The following is a 22,900-nucleotide window of genomic DNA, read 5'->3' on the forward strand; positions in this document are numbered from 1 at the left end:
ATGAAATCGATAAAAACTTATACCCTGCTGATGTTCTTCTTTACAGCCTCTATGGTTATTTTGCCATCATCAGATGCTAATGCACAGTGTCCGATGTGTAAAGCATCAGTGGAAAGCGCAATGCACGAAAAAGGGAATACGAAAGGGTTAGGGCTGAATGATGGCATTCTCTACTTGCTTGCGGCACCTTATCTGGCTGCACTGATCATCGGAGGATTTTGGTATAAAAACTATCGCCTCAAGCATCATTGATCCGAAATTCCGGTGCAACTTATTACAGCAGGACAGAAGAAGATGGCATCAAGTATATTTGCCCCTGTAATGAAAGCTATACTGAAAGTAGAATATGAGTGAAGAAATGGATTCAGGAGCAAAGACGATCATGCTCATAGATGACGAAGAAATAGATAACCTGATCAATGGAAAGATTGTGGAAAAAAGTGGACTTGGGAAACCTCGCTATGTTTTTAAAGAATCCACTGCGGCTATAGAGTTCTTACGGATTATGAGCAAGCAGGAAACTGAAGCCGACCAGCCATTCCCTGATTTAATTTTTCTTGATATTAATATGCCCTTGCTGGATGGTTTTCAATTTTTGAATTTATTCGATTCATTGCCGGAGGAGCAGCGCAAAGAGACTTTCATTATTATGCTATCTTCCTCCATCAATCCTGAGGATAAAGCCCGGGCACTTAGCAACAAGCATGTATTGGCATTTCTTACCAAGCCCTTGTCTCATTCCGTTTTGAATGAGGTGAAAACTATGCTACAGACCAGAGAAGGAAGGAAAATTTAGTCGGACCTTTTATATCGCTCCAACCATTTCAGCGCACTATCCATTTCATTGAAAAGCTTAAGCGGAAGCTTTGGCTGATTAAAAGTGACAAAAATATTGGCCATTATGCGGTTGGCTGACGATTCCACAATGAAAGCAGCGGCAATGAGGCCGGAAGTGGAGCTACTGGTGGCAAGAAAATCCCTTGCCTCCTTAGTAATGGACTTAATGTTCCTCACGTCCATGCAGATCGGATAACTTTTCCCACCTGTAACCTTCAGCCTGTCATTCACAGTATTCTTGGCCGTTTCCAGATCAAAGACAGTATTTTCCTTAATAACCCCTATTAAAATCTGATCCTCAATCCACAGTCGCCAATAAGGGGTCTCAATCTCGTTATCTTTCTTATTGTCCATTGCAGCGAATTTACTCTTTAACTTTCATTTTTCTTTATTCCTTTCTGCTCTTACTCTATAAATTCTTCAACCGGGACTTTGGGTTTCGTCAGCAAAAATCCATTTTTATATGTTAAATATCACCCGGTAGCCGTTGATTTGCTTTCCCCTTCAATTGTTTTAACTATATATTTCAGTTGTATCATACTTTCGCTTTTATGTTTTTCATTATTATTGGATGAAGTTCTTACACACGATATTCCCTGAACTATAAACTGATACTCTGGTGAAGTACAGATATAAAAAGATCACTTAATTCAATTATAGTATTGATGTTCAGCACTTTAACATAAATCATATACTTATTTATAACATACCATTCACTTAGTTTCTACGGAAGGAATTATGCTTAGACCCATGCCTATATCAGTGCAAGAACCTCTTCTATCTTACACCTGTAAGGACGCTATAGAATTATAAGGTTGTTACACTATCTATGGAGATAATTTAGCTCCATCAAACCAATACTACTAATAGTAAGTCCCAGCCTCTTAAATTAATTTAATCCCAATTCCACTTTTAGATCCCTAATGAAGAAAAGCAGACACCATAATTTTATCGACACGATTGATGAAATTGCTAGCATTGCCACTGAGAGGAAAATTGCACATCTCCATACTGAAGATGCCGTATTAAATGGTCGCATTATTACTGTCAACAATCAGGAACTTGTCCACTTTGGTTCATGCAGCTACCTTGGGCTGGAGGTAAACGATGAACTAAAGGAAGGAGCAATCGAAGCCGTCTTGAAATATGGTACTCAGTTCTCCTCCTCCCGTTCGTATATTGGTATTGGTTTATATAACGAGCTAGAGACTCTTGTTAGTCAAATGTTTGGAAATGAAGTTGTAATTGCGCCTTCCACAACATTGGCCCATATTGCAGCTATTCCCGTTTTGGTTTCTGATGAAGATGCCATTATTCTCGACCAGCAGGTCCACATGAGCGTACAATCAGCCGTTCAGTTAACCAGGCATCGTGGCGTACATATAGAAGTGATCCGGCACAACAGAATGGACAAGCTTGAGGAGCGGGTTATCGCCCTCAGCCAGAAACACGCTAAGATCTGGTACATGGCCGATGGTGTATATTCAATGTACGGAGATTTTGCCCCCATTTATGAGATTGCGGCATTAATGGATAAATATGAGCAGCTTAATCTGTATGTAGATGATGCGCACGGAATGAGTTGCTTTGGAAAGAATGGGCGCGGGTACATCCTTAATGAGGTGGAACAAACCGAGAAAATGGTGGTGACATCTTCTATGGCCAAAGCTTTTGGAACTGGCGGTGGCATTATGTGCTTTAAAAATAAGGCATGGAAGGATAAAGTAAAGAAATGCGGGGCCACCCTCATCTATTCCGGCCCCATTCAGCCTCCTATGCTTGGGGCTTCCATCGCTTCAGCTAGAATTCATTTATCAGACGAAATATACAGACTTCAGGATAATCTCCAGGAGCGTATACATTATTGTCATTCACTTCTGGAGGGCTACGGACTTCCTGTAATTTCAAATTCTAAAACACCCGTCTTTTTTGTAGGAGTAGGATTACCTAAAGTGGGGTATAACCTGGTGAAGCGACTGATGGAGGAGGGCCATTATACCAACCTGGGAATTTTCCCGGCCGTAGCTATCAAGAACACAGGTATCCGATTTACAATTACAAACCACCACACCTTTCAGGATATTGAAAGGTTGGTGAGTAGCATTGCTGCAAACCTCCCCAGAGCATTGGAAGAGGAAAATCGCAATATATTCGATGTATATCAAGCATTTGGACTGAAGAGCCAACCAGGTGAGCAACTCCTCCCCGCACCGGTCAAAAACAGCTCCTATAGTATTCAGCATGAACAGAGCATTGAAAATATTGACAGAAAACTTTGGAACACGCTCTTTGCCGGACAGGGAACCTTTGACTGGGACGGAATGAAATTTATCGAAATGGCCTCTTCCGGAAATGAACTCCCTGAGCATAACTGGGAATTTCATTACTTCATAATCCGCAATATGGAAGGGAAAGTTGTGCTCGCTACCTTTTTCTCTTTAGCCTTATGGAAAGATGATATGCTTTCTCCGGCAGCTATTTCCAGGCAAGTAGAAGAGGCGAGACAAACAGACCCTTATTATCTTACGTCTAAAGTTCTTTCTATGGGGTCAATGGCTTCAGAAGGTAACCATCTCTACCTCAATAAGCAACAAGGCGATTGGAAAGAAGCAATGGCGTTGTTGCTTGACACGGTTAGTGAATTACAGGAAAAAACGGGAGCCACCAGCGTGACCTTGCGGGATTTTAGTGGCGAAGATGAAGAGCTCACTATATTTTTACAGGACGAAGGATTTGTGAAGATCACCATGCCGGAAACTCATGTGGTGAAGGAAATGACTTGGTCTGACACTGAAGAATATCTTAATAGCCTCTCAAAGAGATCAAAGCGACATATAAAGTACGATGTGCTTCGCCATGAACACATGTTCGACATTGAAGTAAAACAGCAACTCAGCGAGGCCGAACGAGAAAAATTCTATGAGCTCTACCGGAATGTGAAGGACAAAAGTTACGATGTAAACGTATTTGCCTATCCTGAACGGCTCCTTGAGATTATGAATGAATATGACAACTGGGAGTTCGTATGCATTAAGTTAAAACCAGAATTCGATGATCGCGCTGAACGGCAACCCATCGCCATGTTCTTCGGCTATCATAATGACGATAGCTATTCCGCGCCCGTTGTGGGAATTGACTATGATTATCTTCACTCCCATAAGATTTACAAGCAGGCACTTTATCAGATGGTAAAAAGGGCTTGGCAGCTAAAGAAACAAAAGTGCTATCTGGGATTTACGGCTACTATGGAAAAGCAAAAGCTGGGTGCCATCGTAGAGAACCGTGTGGCTTACGTTCAGGCGAAGGATAATTATAATATGGCGGTATTGGGTATGATGAGTGCCGCAGGAAACTGACGATTCCTGAAGGGCAGAAAACCACCCTTAAAAGGATGATCATTCCAGAAATTGCCTGAGCCATTTCATGGCTTGCTCCTCATCAGTGAATACTTTGAAGGGCATTGCCGGTTTATTGATCATCATGTAAAAATTCGCCATCACCTTACTCACTTTTGAATCTATGAGCAATGCCCCGGCTGTCACGTTTGCTACGGCTTCCTCCGTTGCCAGATAATCCCGCGCATCTTTGGTTATGGACTTCACAATCCTTGCATCCAAAAGCACAGGAAAGCTTATATTTTGGCTCTTTTCGAGCCTGAGTTTCACTGTTTCTTTGGCAATTTCCAGATCCCAGGTCAGGGCCTTTGCAAATCGAATTCGCATGATCCCGTGGTCAATATTGATCTCTAAGAAGTCGCCATTCTCTTTACCCTCGGCATCTGATATCATTCGTTTAGCCACTTATTTATGGGACTAAGTTATAACAATATTCAAGATAAACAGATTTCGGGCTAAGCTGTAGCGTCTATAGAATCTTCAAGCTTTGAATCAATATCAGATAAGTCCGGTATAAAAACCGAAAAAGTTGAACCTTTACCGAAGGAGCTTACCAGGCTTATCTGGCCCTGAAGTTTTTCTACACTACTTTGGACAATAAATAACCCCAGGCCACTGCCCTTGGAACCTGTATCGCCCCGGTAGAACATGTTAAATACCTGAGACGAAACCTCTTCAGTCATGCCTTTCCCATTGTCCATAATATCTATCACAACCCCCTTTGTATGATCACTGATGCTGATCTTGACCCAGCTTTGTTCTGAATCTGGGTTGCGGTATTTCACACCGTTATCTATCAGGTTCTGAAGTATAGAGCGTAATATCTTCGTGTCATTTTTTATACTGCGGGTCTGATTTTCCACTAGGTCAATACGGGTTGCTTTGAATTCAGGAAGATGCTGCAAGCTTGAAACAATATCCTCAATGAGCCCCCTGAAGTCAATTTTGCTCAATTGCAAGGAACTATAAGAAATCATTGTAAATTCCATCAGATCCGTGAGCACCAGGTTTAGCTTTTCAGCGCTGCGACCAATGAGCTCGATGTAATGATCCTTTATATCAGGACTCTGCTCATCCTTTACCAAATCCACTAAACCCATCATTGACGCTAGAGGCCCTCTCAAATCATGTGAAGCCTTGTATACGAAAGTATTAAGCGCATCATTCTTCGACTTCAGCATTTTCTCCGTTTTCTTTATTAGCGAAATATCCTTCGCAATATGCACGGTACCCGTTATATTGTTGCGCTTATCATACAGAAGTGAACTGGAAATGGACACCGGAATAGAATCCCCGTCTTTTGTAATAAAAACCCACTCTATGTTATGCAGGTGCCCCTTTTCATTAAGCGCGGAGGTGATTTCATCATAGCTGATCTCCGATTCATAATTGCCAAATAAAAAACTGAAGTCCTTTCCTACTAATTCATGTTCCTCATATGAAAGCACATTACAAACTGCCGGATTGATCTTTTGAACCGTGTTGTCAGGGTTCAGGACTATGAGCATATCCACAATGCCACGATAAATACTCTCCAGGTAATCGCGTGAAACGGTAGTGGCCTCCAATTCCTCCCCAAGCATATTGATCCCGATAATGATTGAATCCAGTTCATCACGATTATCGGAGATCTCACCCTTCACCTTGAAGTTTCCTGAAGCTATCGCCAGGAACAATTCGGTGATCTTCTCAATCCTGTCGTCTTCTTGTTCCATTTCCCTGTTTCTCAAGCAACAATTATTGTTTTACGTCTTTTGTTTCGCAGCATTCATCCTACAATAATGTATCTTTCTTCGCTGATGAATTGCAAATCACCATAATAATTGCCGTTAAAAAGTAAAATTTTAGACAAACTGAGGATTTTTCTTCGCAAATAATAAAATAAGTTCCATTCATGGAATTATCTTGTTGTTTTATTTTTTTATCAATAGAGTTAACCTGCTCCATTCAGAGCAACCTGATTTAGTGTAAAAACGGGCCAATATACATTGGTGCAAAAGTACATACGGTAATCTTCCCCTTATGTCTGCTTTAAGCTTTATTAGCTACTTCTTCTTTCAGTTGAAAAATTTTGTTTGATTAAAATGGAATCCCCTATACACCGTATTCTTACTCTTACACATGACGGATCATCAACCATCTATCTTCCAGCTTTACATGAACATTACCATTCAATACATGGAGCTTGGCAGGAATCCTTGCACGTATATATAAATACAGGGCTGAAAGCATTGCCGCCCTTGCAGGAGGTCCATATCCTGGAGATGGGCTTTGGAACCGGCCTCAACGCACTGCAATCATGGGAACATGCACTGCAAAATAACATCAGGATCTTTTACACCACCATTGAAGCGTATCCCCTAACGGAAGAGGATTGGGCGCTACTCAACTATCCGCAGTTCAGCAAGAATGAGGGTGCAGAAGAACGAATGCACCAACTTCACCAGGCAGAATGGGGAAACTGGCAAACGCTCTCTCCAAACTTCAGCCTGCTCAAACATTCTGCAACCATCCAGGAAATTGAACTCACATCAGGCTATGATGTAGTTTTTTACGATGCATTTGCTCCCCGCGTACAACCGGAGCTTTGGACCGAGAAAATATTTCGTAAAATTTCCAGCTATATGAAACCGGGTGGAATTCTGGTTACTTATTGCGCAGCCGGAGCCGTGAAAAAAAATTTAATTGCAGCAGGATTCAGCATTTTTGCTATGCCCGGCCCTCCGGGAAAGCGTGAAATAACCAAAGCCCTGAAACCCGTCTGATACATTTCAGATTGCCAGATGGAACGAAAACTTTACAGCAGAAACTACTATTTATTGAAATGATAAGATCAGTACTTTTTTTCCCGCTCTTGGTAATGATTTCCTGCGGTGGCCAACGAATTACGGAGGACGATCGAATTGTGGAACCAAGATGCGATTCCATATTTCTGGATACTGAACAAGGTACGCTCAATGGGCTGACACCCGACATGCCCCAGGAGATCATTAAAGAGCAATTGCCTTGTTTTACTGGCGATACTCCGGATAGCTCAGACTTCAATTGCGGGGGCGGTGTATTCTTCCGTGACCGGGGATTTTTCTTTTATACCTTTTTGAAATTCATCGAAATACGGAAAGGATTCGGTGGAAGATCCACCCATGATTTGCTGCTGGGGAAAACGCCTGGGGATGTACGCGAACTCTATGGCCGCCCTTCGGAATTCAGCCCACCCGACTTCTATCTCTATCCGATGGGATATGGATGCCTCCGCATTAATTTTCTTAGCAACACCGTGACGAAAGTTGCCGTCCACTACGTCCCATGTGAAGAGGTCGAAACCTGTGAATAGTCAATCCTTTGGGTTCCCTTTGTTTTGATACCTCAATTGATACTTTTGTAAACTTTCAAACGCCACTACGAACAAGCTTTCAGCAATGAGAAAACTTTATGCACTCTTCATTTTCCTCACAGCCTTCAACTGCCTGGCAGCACAGGAAGATCAACCTGAACCGGAAAAGACACTGGATGACCGCATCAATGAAAACTTTCAGCCTGTGGTCGAGGTGCTGGAAAAAGTTTTCTTCTGGGATCCTTTCGAGGCTATAGGATTGTATGATCCCGTAGTATACAAAGATGATGGCGCCCCTTTTCTTAATGAGCGCATTGAGGGATTTGCTACCGTGCAAGCGGGCTCCGACACAGTGTATGGAGCCAATTCTGATTTCAATGATCTGGAACCAGGAATGCAGATAGTGCTGGGAGATAAACTGGTACGGATAAAAAAAGTGCTGAGCAGCCAGCAAATAGTATTGCAGAAGCCTTCAGAAAAAGATCATAACCAGGTTACTTATGGGTTGCCTTTGAGAAACAGCATTCCCATCGTTGTGGTATGGCTGGCTTTCGGAGCCTTATTTTTTACCCTGTACCTGGGGTTCATAAATATTCGCGCATTCCGCCATGCAATTGATCTGGTTCGTGGGGTATTTGACAATCCAAAAGATGCCGGAGAAGTTTCTCACTTCCAGGCGCTCACCACGGCTCTATCCGCTACCGTGGGTTTAGGGAACATCGCAGGTGTGGCCGTGGCCATTTCATTAGGCGGGCCGGGCGCTACGTTTTGGATGATCGTTCTGGGACTACTCGGCATGAGCTCCAAATTTGTTGAATGTACTTTGGGGTTAAAATACAGAACGATCAATGCCAAGGGTGAAGTCTCCGGAGGGCCCATGTATTATCTCAGTACCGCCCTGAAGAAAAAGAAAATGGGCGGTCTGGGCAAAGTCCTCGCGGTGATGTTCGCCATTTTGTGTGTGCTGGCCTCTTTTGGTGGCGGCAACATGTTCCAGGCCAACCAATCATTTGCACAGCTCTCGGGGCAATTCCCAATTTTTGCAGGCAACGGAGCCTACTATGGTTTGGTGCTGGCCATTTTAGTGGCCGTAGTGATCATTGGCGGAATAAAGAGCATCGCACGCGTTACCGATAAGGTCGTTCCGTTCATGGGCATTCTCTATGTCACCTGTGCCCTCATCATTATCGGACTTCATATAACTGAAATAGGATCCGTATTCATGTTGATATTTGATGGCGCCTTTGATCCGGGAGCCATGAAAGGCGGAGTCATCGGAGTTCTGATAGTAGGGTTTCAGAGAGCCGCATTTTCCAACGAAGCAGGCGTAGGATCTGCCTCCATTGCCCACTCTGCGGCAAAAACGCCAGAACCGGTAAGCGAAGGAATTGTAGCCCTGCTTGAACCATTTGTGGACACTGTGGTGATCTGCACGATGACAGCATTGGTGATTCTCTTCACCGGCCGCCATGGCGGAGGCTATACAATGGAAGGCGCTGAGTTAACCTCCAATGCCTTTGGGAGTATCATCACCTGGTTTCCGGAAGTTCTGGTGCTGATTATTTTCCTCTTCGCCTTCAGTACTATGATCTCCTGGTCTTATTACGGATTAAAGGCCTGGACCTACCTGCTGGGAGGAAGTAAATGGGCCGATCTCAGTTACAAAATCCTGTTTCTTGGTTTCATTGTGCTGGGTGCTTCCAGTGGCCTGGGAGCCGTTATTGATTTTTCTGACATGATGATCCTGGCAATGGCTTTCCCGAATATCCTGGGCCTGCTCATCCTGGCGCCTGAAGTTAAGAAAGACCTCCAGTCCTATCTCTCCCGCGTGAAGAGTGGCGCCATTAAACGCTATAAATAGCTATCCGGCCTTTTTCCAGTTCTTCAGGATTTCTGCCAGTTCGCTTATCATCATGGCGGTGGCTCCCCAAATCGTAAATTCATTCAATGCATAATATGGAGTCGTGAGTTTAAGTCCGCTCCATGTTGTGATCTGCTTTTCCTTTACAGTAGTTTCCTGCACGAGGGCTTTGACCGGAACCGGGATAATCTCTGCAACCTCAAAGGGATCTGCACGGAAAGCAGGAACCGAAGCAGCATACGCCAGGACAGGCGTCACCAAAAAATTGCTGGGAGGAATATACAAGGGAGAAAGCTGGCCAAGCAGCCTTATTTCTTCACGTTGCACACCGATCTCTTCATTTGCTTCGCGAAGTGCAGTGTGCACTACAGATTCATCGCCCTCCTCCATCCGGCCTCCGGGAAAAGCCACCTGCCCGCTATGCACGCCTTCATATACAGGACGCAGGATCAACGGAACCATTACCTGCCCTGCCTCCGGATAAAACACCAGCAGAACGCCTGCCTGACGCGGATTTAACCTTCCTGCTGATTCCATCGTCCGCTCTCGTCTCCTCTGGGGTGCCATCCGGTATTGTACAGGTTCTCCCGGCAAAGGCTCAGAAAGCCGGTCCCGCATGTACATTAAGAAATCCTCAAAAAAGTGAGTCATATAATTTTAATTCCTGAAAAGTCGCGAAATTCTCTGATAACAAAAGTTGATATACCGGTGCGATTAACATTGTGGCAGGAAATGATGTTTTATGGGGCATTGAATAAGCCAATCTTCAATTTCTGTTTTAATACTTAGTTTTTAACGTATGAATATTTCAATAAGAGCAAAACTGGCAATCCTCATCCTGGTCCTCTTAATACCGGTTATTTTTATTGGTGTAAATAAAATTTATGAAGAATATAATTTTAGAATAAAGCTTCGGGCCGTACAGGAGCACGTAAATGAAACCAAAATCATAGCACGCTTTATCCATGAACTTGAACAAGAACGTGCCCTCTCCCTGGTATACCTGGCAGCCGCAACCCATAGCAATCTGAAAGCACTGCATGCTCAGCGCGAACAAACAGATATAGTCTTCCAAAAGATATGGACAAATGAAGCTATAAGCCAAGACAATATCCTATACACAGTGCAGGATAAACTGCTAATGTCCCGCGATCAAATTGATAAACATTCCATCTCAAATACAGAAGCAGAAAAGGATTTTATTGAAATGGCAACCCTGCTTATTGAGAACGCAATAAATAAAGCAAACCTATCTTCCATCCATGATCTACAAGTCCGAGATGATATTAAAACCCATTTCCATCTGGTGGAAGGGAAAGATGAGTTCGGCAAGTTGCGCATTTCGATCCTTCGTTTTGCCGACTTAAATGACACGCTGTTTTTCGACCCTCTGAAATTTGCTCAGCGCAAAGGTGCATTCAACACCTACATGAAGGAATTTGAGCGCACGGCACCGGCTGAAGTGTTGAATGTTTATGAATCGCTCACACAATTGCCGGAATATACTTCTGTATTAAATCTTACTGATTCCATTTATGCAGAAGAATTTCTCTCCATGAATATGGGCATTCAGCAGGTATATCCCCAATTGGAGGAAGCTATGAGCCTTTTAAGGCAGGCTGAGGAGTTTTCGATGAACCATCTCATTGACCGGGTTAAAAACCAGATCGCTGAAACTGACCGGCTATTGTGGTTAGTTTCCGTGATGATCCTGCTTTTATTGGCCGCTGCCATATTTCTGAGCTGGACCATCTTCAGCACCATCAGTATTTCGGTAAAACGGCTTAAAAAGGGTGCCCGCAAAGTAGCTGTCGGGGATAATAACACAAACATCACAGTCGCATCAGGAGATGAATTAGGAGAACTGGCCGCGATTTTCAATGACCTTGTGCGCAATAACCAGATCCTTGCGGAGCGCGCTGACCAGATCGGTGAAGGAAACTATGAACTACCGGTTCCCGTACGCAGCGAAAAGGATGAGCTTGGGAATGCCCTGGATAAAATGCGGCTGAACCTGAAAGAACTTTCTGAGAAAGACCGCAAACGACATTATATCCTCGAAGGCATCATTTCTCTCAATGAAACTTTACAGACCTTTCAAAATCTTGATGACATATCTCAGCCCGCCCTGAATGTGCTTTGCGAATATTCCAATGCCCGCGTGGGTGGCCTCTACCTCACCAATGGACAGGATGATGAACACCTGACGCTAAAAGGAACTTACGCCATAAACCGTGAAAAGGTGGAAGCACCGGAAATTGATACCAGAACCGGGCTGGTGGCGCAGTCACTACAAAAACAGGAAGCCATATTGATTGAGGATGCTCCCCCTGACTACATTAAAGTAACCTCCGGCCTGGGCAGCGCTCCGCTGAAACACCTGATGATATTGCCGCTGCTTCATGAAACGGCTGTGGTTGGCGCCATTGAAGTAGGCTCTATCAATGGCTTCACCGCTGCGGAACAGGAATTCCTGCGGCAGGCGGCTGAGAAAATTTCCGTGGCATTTTATACGCTGAGTGCAAACCAGCGCCTGCAAACACTCCTGGGAAAAACTCAGCAACAGACAGAGGAACTGCGTACACAAGAGGAAGAATTGCGGCAAACCAATAAGGAATTGCGCCAGAAGGCCGAAATGCTACAACAATCAGAAGAAGTGCTGAGAACACAACAGGAAGAACTGCGGCAAACCAACGAAGAGTTGGAAGGACAAACACAGCGTCTCCGCGCATCAGAAGAAGAAATGAAAACCCAGCAGGAGGAACTGCAGGAAAAAAATACGCAGCTTGAGGAAAAAACGCAGCAGCTTGAAGAGCAGAATGAGGAGATGCAACGCAAAAATCGCGAGCTGGAAAATGCAAGAAAAGATATTGACAGGAAAGCACGCGAACTCGAAGTAACCGGAAAGTATAAATCAGAATTCCTTGCGAACATGAGCCATGAACTTCGTACGCCCCTCAACAGCATCCTCATCCTGGCGCGCCTCCTCACCGATAACAAGAACAACTCGCTCTCAGAGAAACAGGTGGAATTTGCACAGATGATCCATCAGTCCGGCAATGACCTGCTCAGGCTCATCAATGAAATACTTGATATTTCTAAAATAGAAGCAGGTAAAGTGGAATTAAATCCTGAAGATATTAACCTCCGCGAACTGGACATTACGCAGGGACTGGAACAGGTTGCACAGCAAAGAAAGATTGACCTCAGCATAGAAAGGGATGAAAATCTGCCTCCATCCGTTTTTTCTGATAAACATCGGCTGTTGCAGGTTTTGCGCAATTTGATTAGCAATGCTCTGAAGTTTACCCATGAAGGCGGAAAGGTTAAAGTGCAGATCAGCAAGGCACAAGAGGAAACTTACCGAAGCAGGCATTTGAATGAGGCAAAAGCCGTCATCGCTTTTTCGGTATCTGATACCGGGATCGGGATACCTGAAAACAAACGGGAGGCTATATTCCAGGCATTTCAGCAAGCCGAATCTTCCATCAGCCGAAATTATGGCGGAACCGGCCTGGGGCTCTCCATCAGCCGCGAAATCACTACTTTGCTGGGCGGCCAAATAGACCTTGAAAGCGAAGTGGGAAAAGGAAGCACTTTTACGCTGATGATCCCGGACCGGATCCCGGATGAAATTATTCAGGATCTGACAGAAAAAGAGACATCAAATACTGAAGAGGCAGCAGCAGCCGCGCAGCCAGAAAACGCTCCGCTTCCCGTCCCGGCTTATGAAAGCGCTCCGACAAAACAAATTGAAGCACCAACAGTAAAAAACAATCCCGTTTTTAATTTTAAAGACAGCAGGGGAAACATTCAGCCGGATGACCCTGTAATCCTGATTTTGGAAAACGATCCTCAGTTTGCGCAAGTGCTCCATGAATTTGCGATAGGGCGAAGTTTTAAAACCCTGGTCTCAAACCAGGGAGATGAAGGTCTCCGGCTGGCTAAACAATACAAGCCGGAAGCGATCATTCTGGATCTGAACCTTGCCGAAGTGGACGGCTACACGGTACTGAATCGTCTGAAGTCGAATCCCGCACTTGTGAATATTCCTGTACAGGTTTTATCCGGCCAGGACAAGGAGGAGTTAATTATGGGCATGGGAGCCGATGGATATGCAAGGAAACCGGTTGCGACCCATCAGCTTGAGCAACTCTTTAAAAACCTTAGTGAAAATCTAAATGAAGAAATTAAAAGTATATTGATAATAGAGGATAACGAAGTGCATAACAAAGCCATTGAAGAACTGATTTGCAGGCACGGCAGCCGGTGTTTGTCAGCGCTGAGTGGTGAGGAAGCGCTGGACGTGCTTGCGAAAGAGAAAATAGATTGCGTGGTGCTGGATCTTAATTTACCTGACATTAGCGGCTTCGACCTTCTGGAGCGAATTAAAAAGAAAGATCAGTTTAAGAACCTGCCATGTATCGTTTACTCAGGCAGAAATCTGACGCGTGAAGAGGAAAAGCGATTGAAAAAGCATTCAGGCGCCATCGTTTTAAAAACCGCCTTTTCTTACGACCGCCTCCTTGATGAGGTAAATCTGTTCCTCCACCATATAGGAGCAGATTTGCCACAGGAAAAAACAGAAAAGCTGAAGCCATATATTCCTGAGAAAGCCCTGACCAATAAAAAAGTGGTGCTGGCTGATGATGACATCCGGAATGTATACGCGCTTCACAACGTGTTGGAAGAAGAAGGAATGATCGTTTTTACCGCAGAGAATGGGAAAGAAGCGATTGACCTTCTGCACCGCGAAATGGACATTGACATTGTTCTGATGGACATTATGATGCCGGTGATGGATGGATATGAGGCTATGCGAAAAATCAGGGAACAGGAAGAATTTGCCAGGTTGCCCATCATTGCCCTCACGGCCAAAGCCATGCGGGGTGATCGCGAAAAATGCATTGAGGCAGGAGCCTCGGATTATCTTGCCAAGCCCGTGGACAAGGAAAAACTCATAGGATTAATGCGGGTTTTGCTATATCAATAGTTAATGTTCCAATTCAAACACTTTTCCTGTTGTACCTATTAATATAACTACTAAAACAGGGAAATGAATATTGGAAACTCCTGCACTCATGCTATTGAATGATGATAAAATTGATCACCTGCTTCAGGAAGTTATAACCCACTATGGTTATGACTTCTGGGACTATTCGCGGGCTTCTCTTTCCAGGCGCATCCGGAGGTTTATGGTGCAAAAACAGATCAGCACGATTGGGGAATTGGAAAAGCGGCTGCTCGAAAACGAGTTCTTCTTTGAGCTATTTGTGGAAGAACTGACGGTAAACGTTACAGAGATGTACCGCGACCCTACATTTTATCAGGCTGTGAAAAAGATCGTCATTCCGAAACTGGCCACCTATCCATCGCTCAAAATATGGCATGCCGGCTGTTCCACAGGCGAGGAGGTTTACTCACTTGCCATCCTTCTGCATGAGGCCAACCTGCTGGAGAGAACCGTGATTTATGGCACAGACATCAATCAAAAATCACTGGAGCAGGGCCGCTCCGGCATTTTTCCGCTCCGGTACATGGATGAGTACAATCAAAATTACAAGGAATCCGGTGGGGAAAGTGATTTGAAGGACTATTATAAAGGCCAGTATTCAGGGGCATTATTCCACCGGTTCCTCCGCGATAAGATCATTTTCTCGGCCCACAATCTGGTAAGCGATCAGTCATTCAATGAATTCAACTTCATAATCTGTCGCAACGTTCTCATTTATTTCAATAAAAAACTACAGAACAGGGTGATGAAGCTATTTTTAAATAGCCTGCCCGTATACGGTTTATTGGGTTTGGGATCCAAAGAATCGCTTACCCTTTCTGCTTACTTTCAAAATTTTGAGCCGGTAGTTCAGGAGGAAAGAATTTTCAGGAGAATATTATAAAAATTTGAAATTGTAACACGGAAGAGTGGAGAAAATAATAGTCATAGGAGCCTCATTAGGCGGATTCGATATTTTCAGGAAAATTCTGGGGGGATTGCCTGCAGACTATCCCTGGCCGGTGGTGGCGGTGCAGCATCGCACCAAGTCGGGTCGCAATGAGCTCACTGAACTGCTACATCACGAGACCAGGATTTCAGTAAAAGAAGCTGAAGACAAAGAAAAGCCATTGCCTGGCACCGCTTATTTTGCTCCGGCCAATTATCATTTGCTCATTGGGAAAGACCGCCACATGGCTTTGGATATTTCTGAAAAGCTGAACTACAGCCGCCCCAGTATTGACGCTTTATTCGAGTCGGCAGCGGAAGCCCTGGGGCAGGATCTGGTGGCCATTCTGCTTTCAGGGGCAAATCATGATGGCAGTGCCGGACTGAAAATGGTACAAGACCTTAGCGGAACCATCATTGTACAAGACCCCGCTGAAGCTGATGCTCCCGAAATGCCCCTGGCCGGAATTGCAGCCGCAGATCCTGATCGTATTTATACCGTCAGCCAAATTTTGGATTACCTTTTATTGATTAAGTGAATGGTGAAGGATAGACACGAAGAGGAAAGTGTAAAAATACTTTTGGTAGATGATAAGCCTAAGAATTTATATGCACTTGAAGAATTGCTTGCAGCCGATAACAGAACTATTCTCAAAGCGGGATCGGGCCGGCTGGCGCTGAAGATGGCGCTGCAGGAAGATGTTGCCCTCATCCTGCTGGACGTGCAGATGCCCGAAATGAGCGGCTTTGAGGTGGCTGAACTGCTCAAGGGTAATAACCGTACGCGCAATATTCCCATCATCTTCGTCACTGCCATTAATAAAGAAGAGAAGTATGTGAAGCGCGGCTATGAATCAGGCGCGGTAGATTATCTCTTCAAACCTATAGACCCGGAGATCACAGCCGCTAAAGTTTCTGCTTTCATCAAGATCTTCCGGCAGCAAAAGGTACTGGAAGAGCAGAATAGGAGGATGGAAAAGCTTTCTATGCTGGTTCAAAATTCTGCAGATATAATGTGCATTCTGAACAGTGATGACCTCACCATTGAGGAAGTGAACCCTTGCTGGAAAAACTATTTAGGGTATAGTACGGAAGAAGTGAAAGGCACCAATTTCCTCATTTACCTCGTGCAGGAAAAAGCCCCCGAAATCCGGGACCTGTTGAATCCCGCAAGTGCCGACAACAAAATAACATTGAACTACGATGCCGAAATGGTGGGAAAGGACGGCTCCCATAAATGCATCAACTGGAATTCGCGCTACAAGGACGGGCAGTGGTACAGCAATGGCCGGGACGTTGCAGAGCAGAGAGAAGTTCAGAAACACCGCGAAGAACTGGTGGAGCACCTGCAGCGAGCCAATGCCCAACTTGACCGGTACGCCCATACCATTGCTCACGACCTGAAAACACCCCTGCGCGGCATCAATTCGCTCACGCACTGGCTTGCCCATGATTACCGGGATAAATTTGATGAAGAGGGACAGGCCAAACTGGATCTCATCATCAGCCGCACCACGTATTTATATAAACTCCTTGATGATATCCTGCTTTATTCCACACTGGACAAGGCCAATCTTGAAGATGCTGAATTGCAGGATCTGAATGACATTATTCAGGAGGAAATAAAAGCAATGAAAATTCCCGGGCATATTGAGGTAAAACTGGAAAACAAGCTGCCTAGTATCAATATGCTGCAAAAGCACGTAAGGCTCATTTTCCACCATCTCATCGCGAATTCAGTGAAGTTCATGGATAAAAGGAAAGGCATCATCCGCATCGCGTACAGAATAACAGAAAACCAGCCTGCAATTAGCATTACTGACAACGGGACAGGGATTGAGCAGAAATATTTCACCAAGATCTTTGCATTATTTCAAACATTGAGTAATGATAACGAGGATATCTCAACGGGCGTTGGCCTTCCGGTCGTAAAAAAAGTTTTGGAACTATATGGCGCAGATATACGGGTTGACAGCAAAGTAGGCGAGTTCACCACATTTACCCTCAGCTTTCCGAAAGAGCGGGTAGAAGACCAATAAGAATAATTCCGGCTGACAAGCTGCACTGTTCCGTGAAAATCTAATCCCACTGCTATCCGGATTTCCACCTTACGATCCTCCTGAATGCCCTGCTCCGTAAGCGTATGATTTATTTCCTACGTTACGGGGCAGGGCGGGCATCGCTAAAAAACATGTGGCCATAAAAAAACCGCCTTGCAACACAATGCTGCAAGACGGCTCTTAACGTCAATTTCCCCTTTTTTTGTGCTGTAATCTATTCATTAATAGGCACTGCCAGGTAAAGCTGCAGGACCGAGTTATTCGCACCGGTGCGAATCATTTCATTTCCATTTATAACCGCCATATCATCATTTTCAATAGAATTAAACCCACTGCTGTAGCGAAGGCCTAAATTGAAAGTATTGAAATTATATTCAAATCCTAATGCAAGACCGATATCCACACTGCTGAAATTGCTTTGGTCATTCAACTCCCAGGTCTCAGAAGTTTCTCTGTCCTCGCACCGGTAATTAACATGCGCCAGGTAAGAGAACTGCGGCCCAAAATGGAAATCGAGCCGGGGACTCACATCGAATATTACCAATAGCGGAATATCGAGATAATCGAGCCGGGCGTTAATATTCTTGCCCTCTGAGGTAAATCTCGCTCCTTTCATTGAATACATCACTTCCGGCTGGATTGACCCGCTACCGTATACGGGAATATTGAAGTACAATCCTGCATGGAATCCGGGCCTCATGTTTTGCGAAAAATCATTCAGGGAGAGGTTCGATAAATTTAATCCGCCTTTAGCACCAAGATTTACCTGGGAAAAAGCAGGGACCGATACAATAAGGAACAGGGCGAGTGTGTGGATGAAGTATTTCATGACTTTGTGTTTTAAAAATTTGAACGCCTACTAAAACTACGTACCTGTATTTGTGTGTTATTACGTACGTGCATATATAAGTATATTTTCGGATGCTTTGTTTAATAAAATTTAAATTTTCTGATGTAACGAAGGATTATTCTTTTGATAATCTGCATTTTGACACAGGCAAGGTGTCAAAATTTCTTGCGGTTTTTTCTTCGACATTCTGCCTACGTATTTAATGCTAACCTCTTCAGGTAAATACCGCTACAAAAGTCTGTCAGCCGATTAATTCCTTTGGCACTGAATAGCGGCCAGATAATTCAGATGTAAGGTTGCGGCAACAGCTCCCGTATTTTAAGCTCCGCGGCCAGCTACTTTCGCTATCTCATTAAATCGGTGCACAATGGACATAGCAAGTGCTCTTCTCGCCATCTTCATAGTCCTCTTCATCAGACTATGCTACGTTATCGTGCGAAACAGTATCCGTGAGATGAACAGATTGGAGGAGTAGCCAATATTTACAATGTACCAGGCCCCAGCTATCAGTGAAAGCTTACTCCCAGTGCAGGAGATTCCTGCCTTCGCAGGAATGACAGACCCCTCCTCATTGTCATTTTTGCCCTCCTGTTTATAAGGCTGCGCTATGTGTTTGGCCGGGGCCGGATCCGGGAACTGAACCGCACTGAAAATCAGGAAGAGTTGCTGAAGTCAGTTGAACCGGGCTCTTCCGGGAATTTAGGTTGACAGCTTGTTGCCCGGGATCAGAGGGGCGTTTTGGATGCAGGTTGGGAAGGGGCTGAAACAGGTCTTTGCCAAGGCTGCTGAAGTGGCTCACGAAGTCAGGAAGCTTTTTGTCAATGTTGTAACAAAACCATCCTTCTTTCCTCTTATTTGTGCACATCTTATTAATCAATCAAAATCATGAAACTACTTGACGAATAGGTGGTAACCCCTTTATCTTTGTAAACATATTCGGCCGGCAATTATGTAATAATTCAATATTTTTATGATAGCCAAATAGATCTCACCCCGTATTATAACTGTATGAAGCTCTGTGGACTTTCAGTTTTAGTTTTGCTCTTTGTTATAAATTCGTGTAATGATGTTAAGCAGACCAATACGGGCGTAATGGTCTTAAACAAAACAACTGAAATCTGGAATCTTGAGATTTATGAAAATCCCACAAAGATTGATGCTGACGGCAATGTTCAGTGTGCGAATTATAGCAGAAGAAAAATTACCGGGAATACCTTCGATGTATGGGCGCATAGCCTCCAATCCGTATTATCAATTTTATTAGAAACAAAGAAGAATTTTATCGTAATAAATAATGCCGTGCCCATTAAATTTCTTGAAATTCATTATTATAGCAAAGATTCTTCTGTCCCGTGGGACAAGAAATGGCTATTACAACAAATCATAGAAACTTATGACCTTGATATAGATACCAGTTATAGAACTACAGAAGTATTTAAGCTGATTATAGCCGATACTGCTAAGTTAAATAACGCTCTTGCCCCTGACCAAACAATTCAAGGATATATCCAAAAAGGCAATAATTTAACGATGCCCGGCAGTACATTATCCACCTTGACTAATGAATTAAATTCAATAGTATCCCAACTTATTTTGTCAGATGTAATTGATAATGAAGTATATTCATTTAAAATAAGGGTCAATTCCATTTCAAGTATCCAAAGCGATCTTGAAGAAATGTACGGTTTGGCTTTAGTAAAAGATACTATGGTTATTCCGTACTATAAGGTAGATCATAATGAAAGTTATGAAACCCCGTAATTGTTGTTCCTTCTGAACATATTCCTTGTGGCTTTGGAAACCCTCATTTTTATTTGTGACATTTAACACTCCTGAAAATTCAGGTTTTTATTCAGCCTTTATTCTTCCGCCAAATATGCCGGCAAGGGCCAGGTAGTGGGGCAGGTGTTTTTGGTTGTAATTATACATTTTATCAAAAAATACAAACCGCCTTTTGAGCAGATCAGAAGATGTGGAGGTAGCATAGGGAACTCCGAAGCGGAAATTGTTCAGCCGGTTATTGAGCCGGTAAAGCTTCCTTCCGCCCAGCGCAGTAATGAATGGAGGGATCATCACGCCCCGCCTTTCTATCTTCAGTTCTGCACGTTTATACAAACGGGCATGCTTTGAATATTGCATTTCGCGCACCGGCAGGTACATCTGGAATTTCTCGAAAGCCCGTACACAGTAATGCTCAAGCTCCTGATGAAAATCCTGAAACCACTCCCCTACCATTTCGTTGGTGACTTTCCCGCTAAACCACCGATTCCGGTAGCTTATGAGTTGATTCACCATTTCATGCAAAGGACCGGAGGAAGTCCCCAAAAATTCCAGGTCGAACAGAATGGCTTTTACGCTGAGAAAAAGAGATCGGAGATTCAGAATGCCATAGTGGTGCTCCGTGGTACGGGAAATCAGGTTGGCCAGCAGAAATTCCAGGGCGATTTGCTCCTTTAGTTCTGTTTCCTCAGCAGGTTTCATCCTGGCCGGTTTAAAGCTTTCCTTTCCCCACAGCAACTTATAATTATGATAAAATGTGTACTGTTGCGATTCGCGGAGATGCGATTCTGAAATACCGAAGCAGGCGTGCGTAAAGAGGTACTGCCCCTTTTCTCCGAGCTTTTTCACGGGATTGAGGCCGGATCGCACATCATCTTTAAACACGGCAATTATATCAAGGTCTGAGATGCCCGGTGTTGTCATTCCTCCAATCTGGTAAACCGACAGTATTCCTTCCTGCTTTTGCAGCAATGCCCCAATCTCATCTATTACTTCATGATAATCCTGCAGTGAGCATTCCCTGGGTTGATTTATGATTTTATATCTCATGGCATCTTCTTCAGCATTAGATAACAAAACGATTTTAGATTGTCATAAAATTCAGACGATAAGCGGGCTGACAGGTCAGGCGGAATTCCGGGGCCGGATTGCTTCTTTCTTCGCACCATCAGCGGATTGAGGCTCATCATTTCCTTCCGCTCCTTTTTGCTCATTTCGTAGTGCCAGTCTTTTCGAATGCGGCTCACCTCATCCATTATGAACCATTCATCCTTTGTAAAATCCTTTTTTGCCTCGCTAAAACTCTCTCGTTTATAAATTCCATTACCGGTTTCGGCCTGGACATATAAAGCGGGCAAAAGCATAAATTCACTGGTCAACCCTTTTAATTGATACATCGTCTGCGGATAATCCCGCTTTTCCAGCTTGTTTATGATGCTGCCTGCCAGGTTTTTTAAGGGCGTAATATAATCTGCTTCTTTATTTAAATATAATTTCAAGTGCAAACCCTGGTCTGTAAGCAATGATTTGGCATTATCAAATAACTGATGCGGAAAATAAGTTTGCGGATAATGCTGCAAGTCGCTCTCTGTGAGCACAAACCATCCGTGGTGCTGAAGCGGATCGAACCGCTGCATGATGTACCGGGCGCGATGCAGCCGGGACGCAACTTTTGCCAGTTTCGCAGGATCGGACACCACGGAATCTTTAAGTATCACCAACGCATCAAAATCACTGTAGGCTATTTCCTCGCTAGTGCCCAGGCTTCCGTGAACATACGCTCCGGCCAGCTCACCCTGTAAATGCATCAGCAGGAAATCCATCATTTCAAGAACAAAAGGATTTTCCCCTTTATAAATATCAATTGATTTTGGGATTGAATGGCCTTGCAGAGCGGGAGGATGATTTGTTCTGAACAATGAGGATATTGCTCTCGCGGCAATCCTGAAGTACAAGTGCGGATTGACCACTGCAGCAGCCATTTCTATTGGGGAAGAAGGCTGCAGATTAATATACTTCTGAAGCTTTTTTCTTGTAGCCGCCTCCATCATTCCGGGGAATTCACGGCTCTCAGGTCTGTCAGATATCCTGCTATCACTTCCTTCTCACGCGGGGTGAGCACTTCCTCCCAGGATCCTATCTCGCCCTTATGAATATGATCGCTATGGAGCAAAGTTTTTTCATGTATCTTTTCTGTTCCTACCCGGCCAAAGAATGGAGTGATCTTCTTCGTGGTTTCTTTGCCAATAGTGGAATGCAGCAGGCTGCCCACTTTGGTGCGAATGGAGCGGAGCAAATTAAAAGTGACCACATTTCCTTTGAGCTTTTCCAACTCCTCTTTCTGATTCTTCAAACTGTATTTGAGGGCTAGGCGCTTCACTTCCTCTTCCATTACATCCAGGTGCAGAAATTGCGAAATTTCCGTGATAGCGCGATGCGGATGCATAATGATCAATTCATAATCCTGGATCAGAATGCCGGGGATGGAGGTCCATTTCCGGTAGTTGTTCCAGGCCTTCTCCAGATGGCCATTCTCAATTACCCAGTCCAGCCTTTTCTGATTTCTCACCATGAGGGAGGCTGCCACATCCCGTAAATCGCGATGGCTGTAAATGGCTTTGCCGGTGCCAGCCATTACGTCTTCAGTTGCAGCCGGCAGCGCTTCGTGCATTTTTACGATCACCTCGTCCCCTGAATCAATTAGCTCCGCCAGCTTTCCGACACCGGTAAATCCTGAACGCATTCCCCGATTTCTGGATTCCAGCAACTCTCCCACGATATTATATTGCCAGGTAGAGCCCGACCTGATCATGCCACAACAGTAATATCTCATTTCCTTTCCG

At 44.3% G+C, this 22,900-nt stretch carries 20 protein-coding genes; 11 read left to right on the forward strand and 9 right to left on the reverse strand.

Annotated features, from left to right (window positions below; translation table 11 throughout):
* Both WD077_12175 and WD077_12180 read left to right on the forward strand, forming a co-directional pair.
* Nucleotides 1–252, forward strand: a complete 252-nt coding sequence (locus WD077_12175; GenBank protein ID MEX0967989.1) for a hypothetical protein — start codon at nt 1–3, stop codon at nt 250–252.
* Nucleotides 253–346: 94 nt separating this feature from the next.
* The gene (locus WD077_12180; protein ID MEX0967990.1) at nt 347–796 is read left to right on the forward strand and encodes a response regulator; all 450 of its coding nucleotides are present in this window, start codon (nt 347–349) and stop codon (nt 794–796) included.
* On the opposite strand, the gene WD077_12185 is transcribed toward WD077_12180, so the two are convergent.
* The gene (locus tag WD077_12185; GenBank protein MEX0967991.1) at nt 793–1,191 is read right to left on the reverse strand and encodes a hypothetical protein; all 399 of its coding nucleotides are present in this window, start codon (nt 1,189–1,191) and stop codon (nt 793–795) included. The two genes, WD077_12180 and WD077_12185, sit on opposite strands and share 4 nt — an antisense overlap.
* A 569-nt stretch (nt 1,192–1,760) precedes the next feature.
* Here WD077_12185 and WD077_12190 point away from each other — a divergent pair.
* Nucleotides 1,761–4,193 (forward strand): aminotransferase class I/II-fold pyridoxal phosphate-dependent enzyme, encoded by a 2,433-nt coding sequence (locus tag WD077_12190; protein MEX0967992.1) that lies wholly within the window; start codon nt 1,761–1,763, stop codon nt 4,191–4,193.
* Between the two features lie 39 nt (nt 4,194–4,232).
* On the opposite strand, the gene WD077_12195 is transcribed toward WD077_12190, so the two are convergent.
* Nucleotides 4,233–4,625, reverse strand: coding sequence for a hypothetical protein (locus WD077_12195; GenBank protein MEX0967993.1), 393 nt, complete (start codon nt 4,623–4,625; stop codon nt 4,233–4,235).
* 62 nt (nt 4,626–4,687) lie between these two features.
* Nucleotides 4,688–5,947: a PAS domain-containing sensor histidine kinase gene (locus WD077_12200; GenBank protein MEX0967994.1), complete on the reverse strand. Its 1,260-nt coding sequence runs from the start codon at nt 5,945–5,947 to the stop codon at nt 4,688–4,690.
* Between the two features lie 369 nt (nt 5,948–6,316).
* Here WD077_12200 and mnmD point away from each other — a divergent pair, with 369 nt between their 5' ends.
* The 3 genes from mnmD to WD077_12215 all read left to right on the forward strand — a co-directional run bounded on the left by mnmD (nt 6,317) and on the right by WD077_12215 (nt 9,427).
* Nucleotides 6,317–6,997, forward strand: coding sequence for a tRNA (5-methylaminomethyl-2-thiouridine)(34)-methyltransferase MnmD (gene mnmD, locus WD077_12205; GenBank protein ID MEX0967995.1), 681 nt, complete (start codon nt 6,317–6,319; stop codon nt 6,995–6,997).
* Between the two features lie 59 nt (nt 6,998–7,056).
* Nucleotides 7,057–7,566, forward strand: a complete 510-nt coding sequence (locus tag WD077_12210) for a hypothetical protein (GenBank protein MEX0967996.1) — start codon at nt 7,057–7,059, stop codon at nt 7,564–7,566.
* Between the two features lie 85 nt (nt 7,567–7,651).
* Nucleotides 7,652–9,427 carry an alanine/glycine:cation symporter family protein gene (locus WD077_12215; GenBank protein ID MEX0967997.1) on the forward strand — a complete coding sequence of 592 codons (1,776 nt, stop codon included), beginning with the start codon at nt 7,652–7,654 and terminating at the stop codon, nt 9,425–9,427.
* Here WD077_12215 and WD077_12220 read toward each other — a convergent pair whose 3' ends face one another.
* Complete coding sequence (locus WD077_12220; protein MEX0967998.1) at nt 9,428–10,078, reverse strand: CoA pyrophosphatase; 651 nt, start codon at nt 10,076–10,078, stop codon at nt 9,428–9,430. It abuts the gene before it with no gap.
* Between the two features lie 148 nt (nt 10,079–10,226).
* On the opposite strand from WD077_12220, the gene WD077_12225 reads away from it, so the two are divergent.
* From WD077_12225 to WD077_12240, 4 genes are all read left to right on the forward strand, one after another.
* On the forward strand, nt 10,227–14,420 hold the full coding sequence (locus WD077_12225) for a response regulator (protein ID MEX0967999.1): 4,194 nt from the start codon (nt 10,227–10,229) through the stop codon (nt 14,418–14,420).
* 70 nt (nt 14,421–14,490) lie between these two features.
* A complete protein-coding gene (locus WD077_12230; protein MEX0968000.1) occupies nt 14,491–15,324 on the forward strand; it encodes a CheR family methyltransferase in 834 nt (277 codons plus the stop codon).
* Between the two features lie 25 nt (nt 15,325–15,349).
* Nucleotides 15,350–15,907, forward strand: coding sequence for a chemotaxis protein CheB (locus tag WD077_12235; protein ID MEX0968001.1), 558 nt, complete (start codon nt 15,350–15,352; stop codon nt 15,905–15,907).
* Nucleotides 15,908–17,407, forward strand: coding sequence for a response regulator (locus tag WD077_12240; protein ID MEX0968002.1), 1,500 nt, complete (start codon nt 15,908–15,910; stop codon nt 17,405–17,407). It begins immediately after the preceding gene.
* Nucleotides 17,408–17,642: 235 nt separating this feature from the next.
* On the opposite strand, the gene WD077_12245 is transcribed toward WD077_12240, so the two are convergent.
* Both WD077_12245 and WD077_12250 read right to left on the reverse strand, forming a co-directional pair.
* Entirely contained in the window at nt 17,643–18,257 is a 615-nt protein-coding gene (locus tag WD077_12245; GenBank protein MEX0968003.1) for a porin family protein, read from the reverse strand.
* Between the two features lie 613 nt (nt 18,258–18,870).
* A complete protein-coding gene (locus WD077_12250; protein MEX0968004.1) occupies nt 18,871–19,143 on the reverse strand; it encodes a hypothetical protein in 273 nt (90 codons plus the stop codon).
* 143 nt (nt 19,144–19,286) lie between these two features.
* On the opposite strand from WD077_12250, the gene WD077_12255 reads away from it, so the two are divergent.
* The gene (locus WD077_12255; protein MEX0968005.1) at nt 19,287–20,039 is read left to right on the forward strand and encodes a hypothetical protein; all 753 of its coding nucleotides are present in this window, start codon (nt 19,287–19,289) and stop codon (nt 20,037–20,039) included.
* Nucleotides 20,040–20,126: 87 nt separating this feature from the next.
* Here WD077_12255 and WD077_12260 read toward each other — a convergent pair whose 3' ends face one another.
* Genes WD077_12260 through WD077_12270 form a run of 3 tightly spaced genes read right to left on the reverse strand, consistent with a single transcriptional unit; the run spans nt 20,127 to nt 22,890 of the window.
* Nucleotides 20,127–21,107 (reverse strand): hypothetical protein, encoded by a 981-nt coding sequence (locus WD077_12260; GenBank protein MEX0968006.1) that lies wholly within the window; start codon nt 21,105–21,107, stop codon nt 20,127–20,129.
* Nucleotides 21,104–22,108: a hypothetical protein gene (locus tag WD077_12265; protein MEX0968007.1), complete on the reverse strand. Its 1,005-nt coding sequence runs from the start codon at nt 22,106–22,108 to the stop codon at nt 21,104–21,106. The genes WD077_12260 and WD077_12265 overlap by 4 nt, the downstream gene beginning before the upstream one ends.
* Nucleotides 22,105–22,890, reverse strand: a complete 786-nt coding sequence (locus tag WD077_12270) for a sulfotransferase domain-containing protein (protein MEX0968008.1) — start codon at nt 22,888–22,890, stop codon at nt 22,105–22,107. Before WD077_12270 ends, WD077_12265 begins: the two co-directional genes overlap by 4 nt.
* Between the last annotated feature and the right edge of the window lie 10 nt (nt 22,891–22,900).

The sequence above is a fragment of the Bacteroidia bacterium genome, assembly GCA_040880525.1.
Classification (GTDB): Bacteria; Bacteroidota; Bacteroidia; order CAILMK01; family JBBDIG01; genus JBBDIG01.

What these genes read in the sequence shown, in the direction of transcription:
- WD077_12175 (MEX0967989.1), top strand. Translation starts at nt 1, where the DNA reads ATGAAATCGATAAAAACTTATACCCTGCTGATGTTCTTCTTTACAGCC.
- WD077_12180 (MEX0967990.1), top strand. Translation starts at nt 347, where the DNA reads ATGAGTGAAGAAATGGATTCAGGAGCAAAGACGATCATGCTCATAGAT.
- WD077_12185 (MEX0967991.1), bottom strand. Translation starts at nt 1,191, where the DNA reads ATGGACAATAAGAAAGATAACGAGATTGAGACCCCTTATTGGCGACTG.
- WD077_12190 (MEX0967992.1), top strand. Translation starts at nt 1,761, where the DNA reads ATGAAGAAAAGCAGACACCATAATTTTATCGACACGATTGATGAAATT.
- WD077_12195 (MEX0967993.1), bottom strand. Translation starts at nt 4,625, where the DNA reads ATGATATCAGATGCCGAGGGTAAAGAGAATGGCGACTTCTTAGAGATC.
- WD077_12200 (MEX0967994.1), bottom strand. Translation starts at nt 5,947, where the DNA reads ATGGAACAAGAAGACGACAGGATTGAGAAGATCACCGAATTGTTCCTG.
- mnmD (MEX0967995.1), top strand. Translation starts at nt 6,317, where the DNA reads ATGGAATCCCCTATACACCGTATTCTTACTCTTACACATGACGGATCA.
- WD077_12210 (MEX0967996.1), top strand. Translation starts at nt 7,057, where the DNA reads ATGATAAGATCAGTACTTTTTTTCCCGCTCTTGGTAATGATTTCCTGC.
- WD077_12215 (MEX0967997.1), top strand. Translation starts at nt 7,652, where the DNA reads ATGAGAAAACTTTATGCACTCTTCATTTTCCTCACAGCCTTCAACTGC.
- WD077_12220 (MEX0967998.1), bottom strand. Translation starts at nt 10,078, where the DNA reads ATGACTCACTTTTTTGAGGATTTCTTAATGTACATGCGGGACCGGCTT.
- WD077_12225 (MEX0967999.1), top strand. Translation starts at nt 10,227, where the DNA reads ATGAATATTTCAATAAGAGCAAAACTGGCAATCCTCATCCTGGTCCTC.
- WD077_12240 (MEX0968002.1), top strand. Translation starts at nt 15,908, where the DNA reads ATGGTGAAGGATAGACACGAAGAGGAAAGTGTAAAAATACTTTTGGTA.
- WD077_12245 (MEX0968003.1), bottom strand. Translation starts at nt 18,257, where the DNA reads ATGAAATACTTCATCCACACACTCGCCCTGTTCCTTATTGTATCGGTC.
- WD077_12250 (MEX0968004.1), bottom strand. Translation starts at nt 19,143, where the DNA reads ATGTGCACAAATAAGAGGAAAGAAGGATGGTTTTGTTACAACATTGAC.
- WD077_12255 (MEX0968005.1), top strand. Translation starts at nt 19,287, where the DNA reads ATGAAGCTCTGTGGACTTTCAGTTTTAGTTTTGCTCTTTGTTATAAAT.
- WD077_12260 (MEX0968006.1), bottom strand. Translation starts at nt 21,107, where the DNA reads ATGAGATATAAAATCATAAATCAACCCAGGGAATGCTCACTGCAGGAT.
- WD077_12265 (MEX0968007.1), bottom strand. Translation starts at nt 22,108, where the DNA reads ATGATGGAGGCGGCTACAAGAAAAAAGCTTCAGAAGTATATTAATCTG.
- WD077_12270 (MEX0968008.1), bottom strand. Translation starts at nt 22,890, where the DNA reads ATGAGATATTACTGTTGTGGCATGATCAGGTCGGGCTCTACCTGGCAA.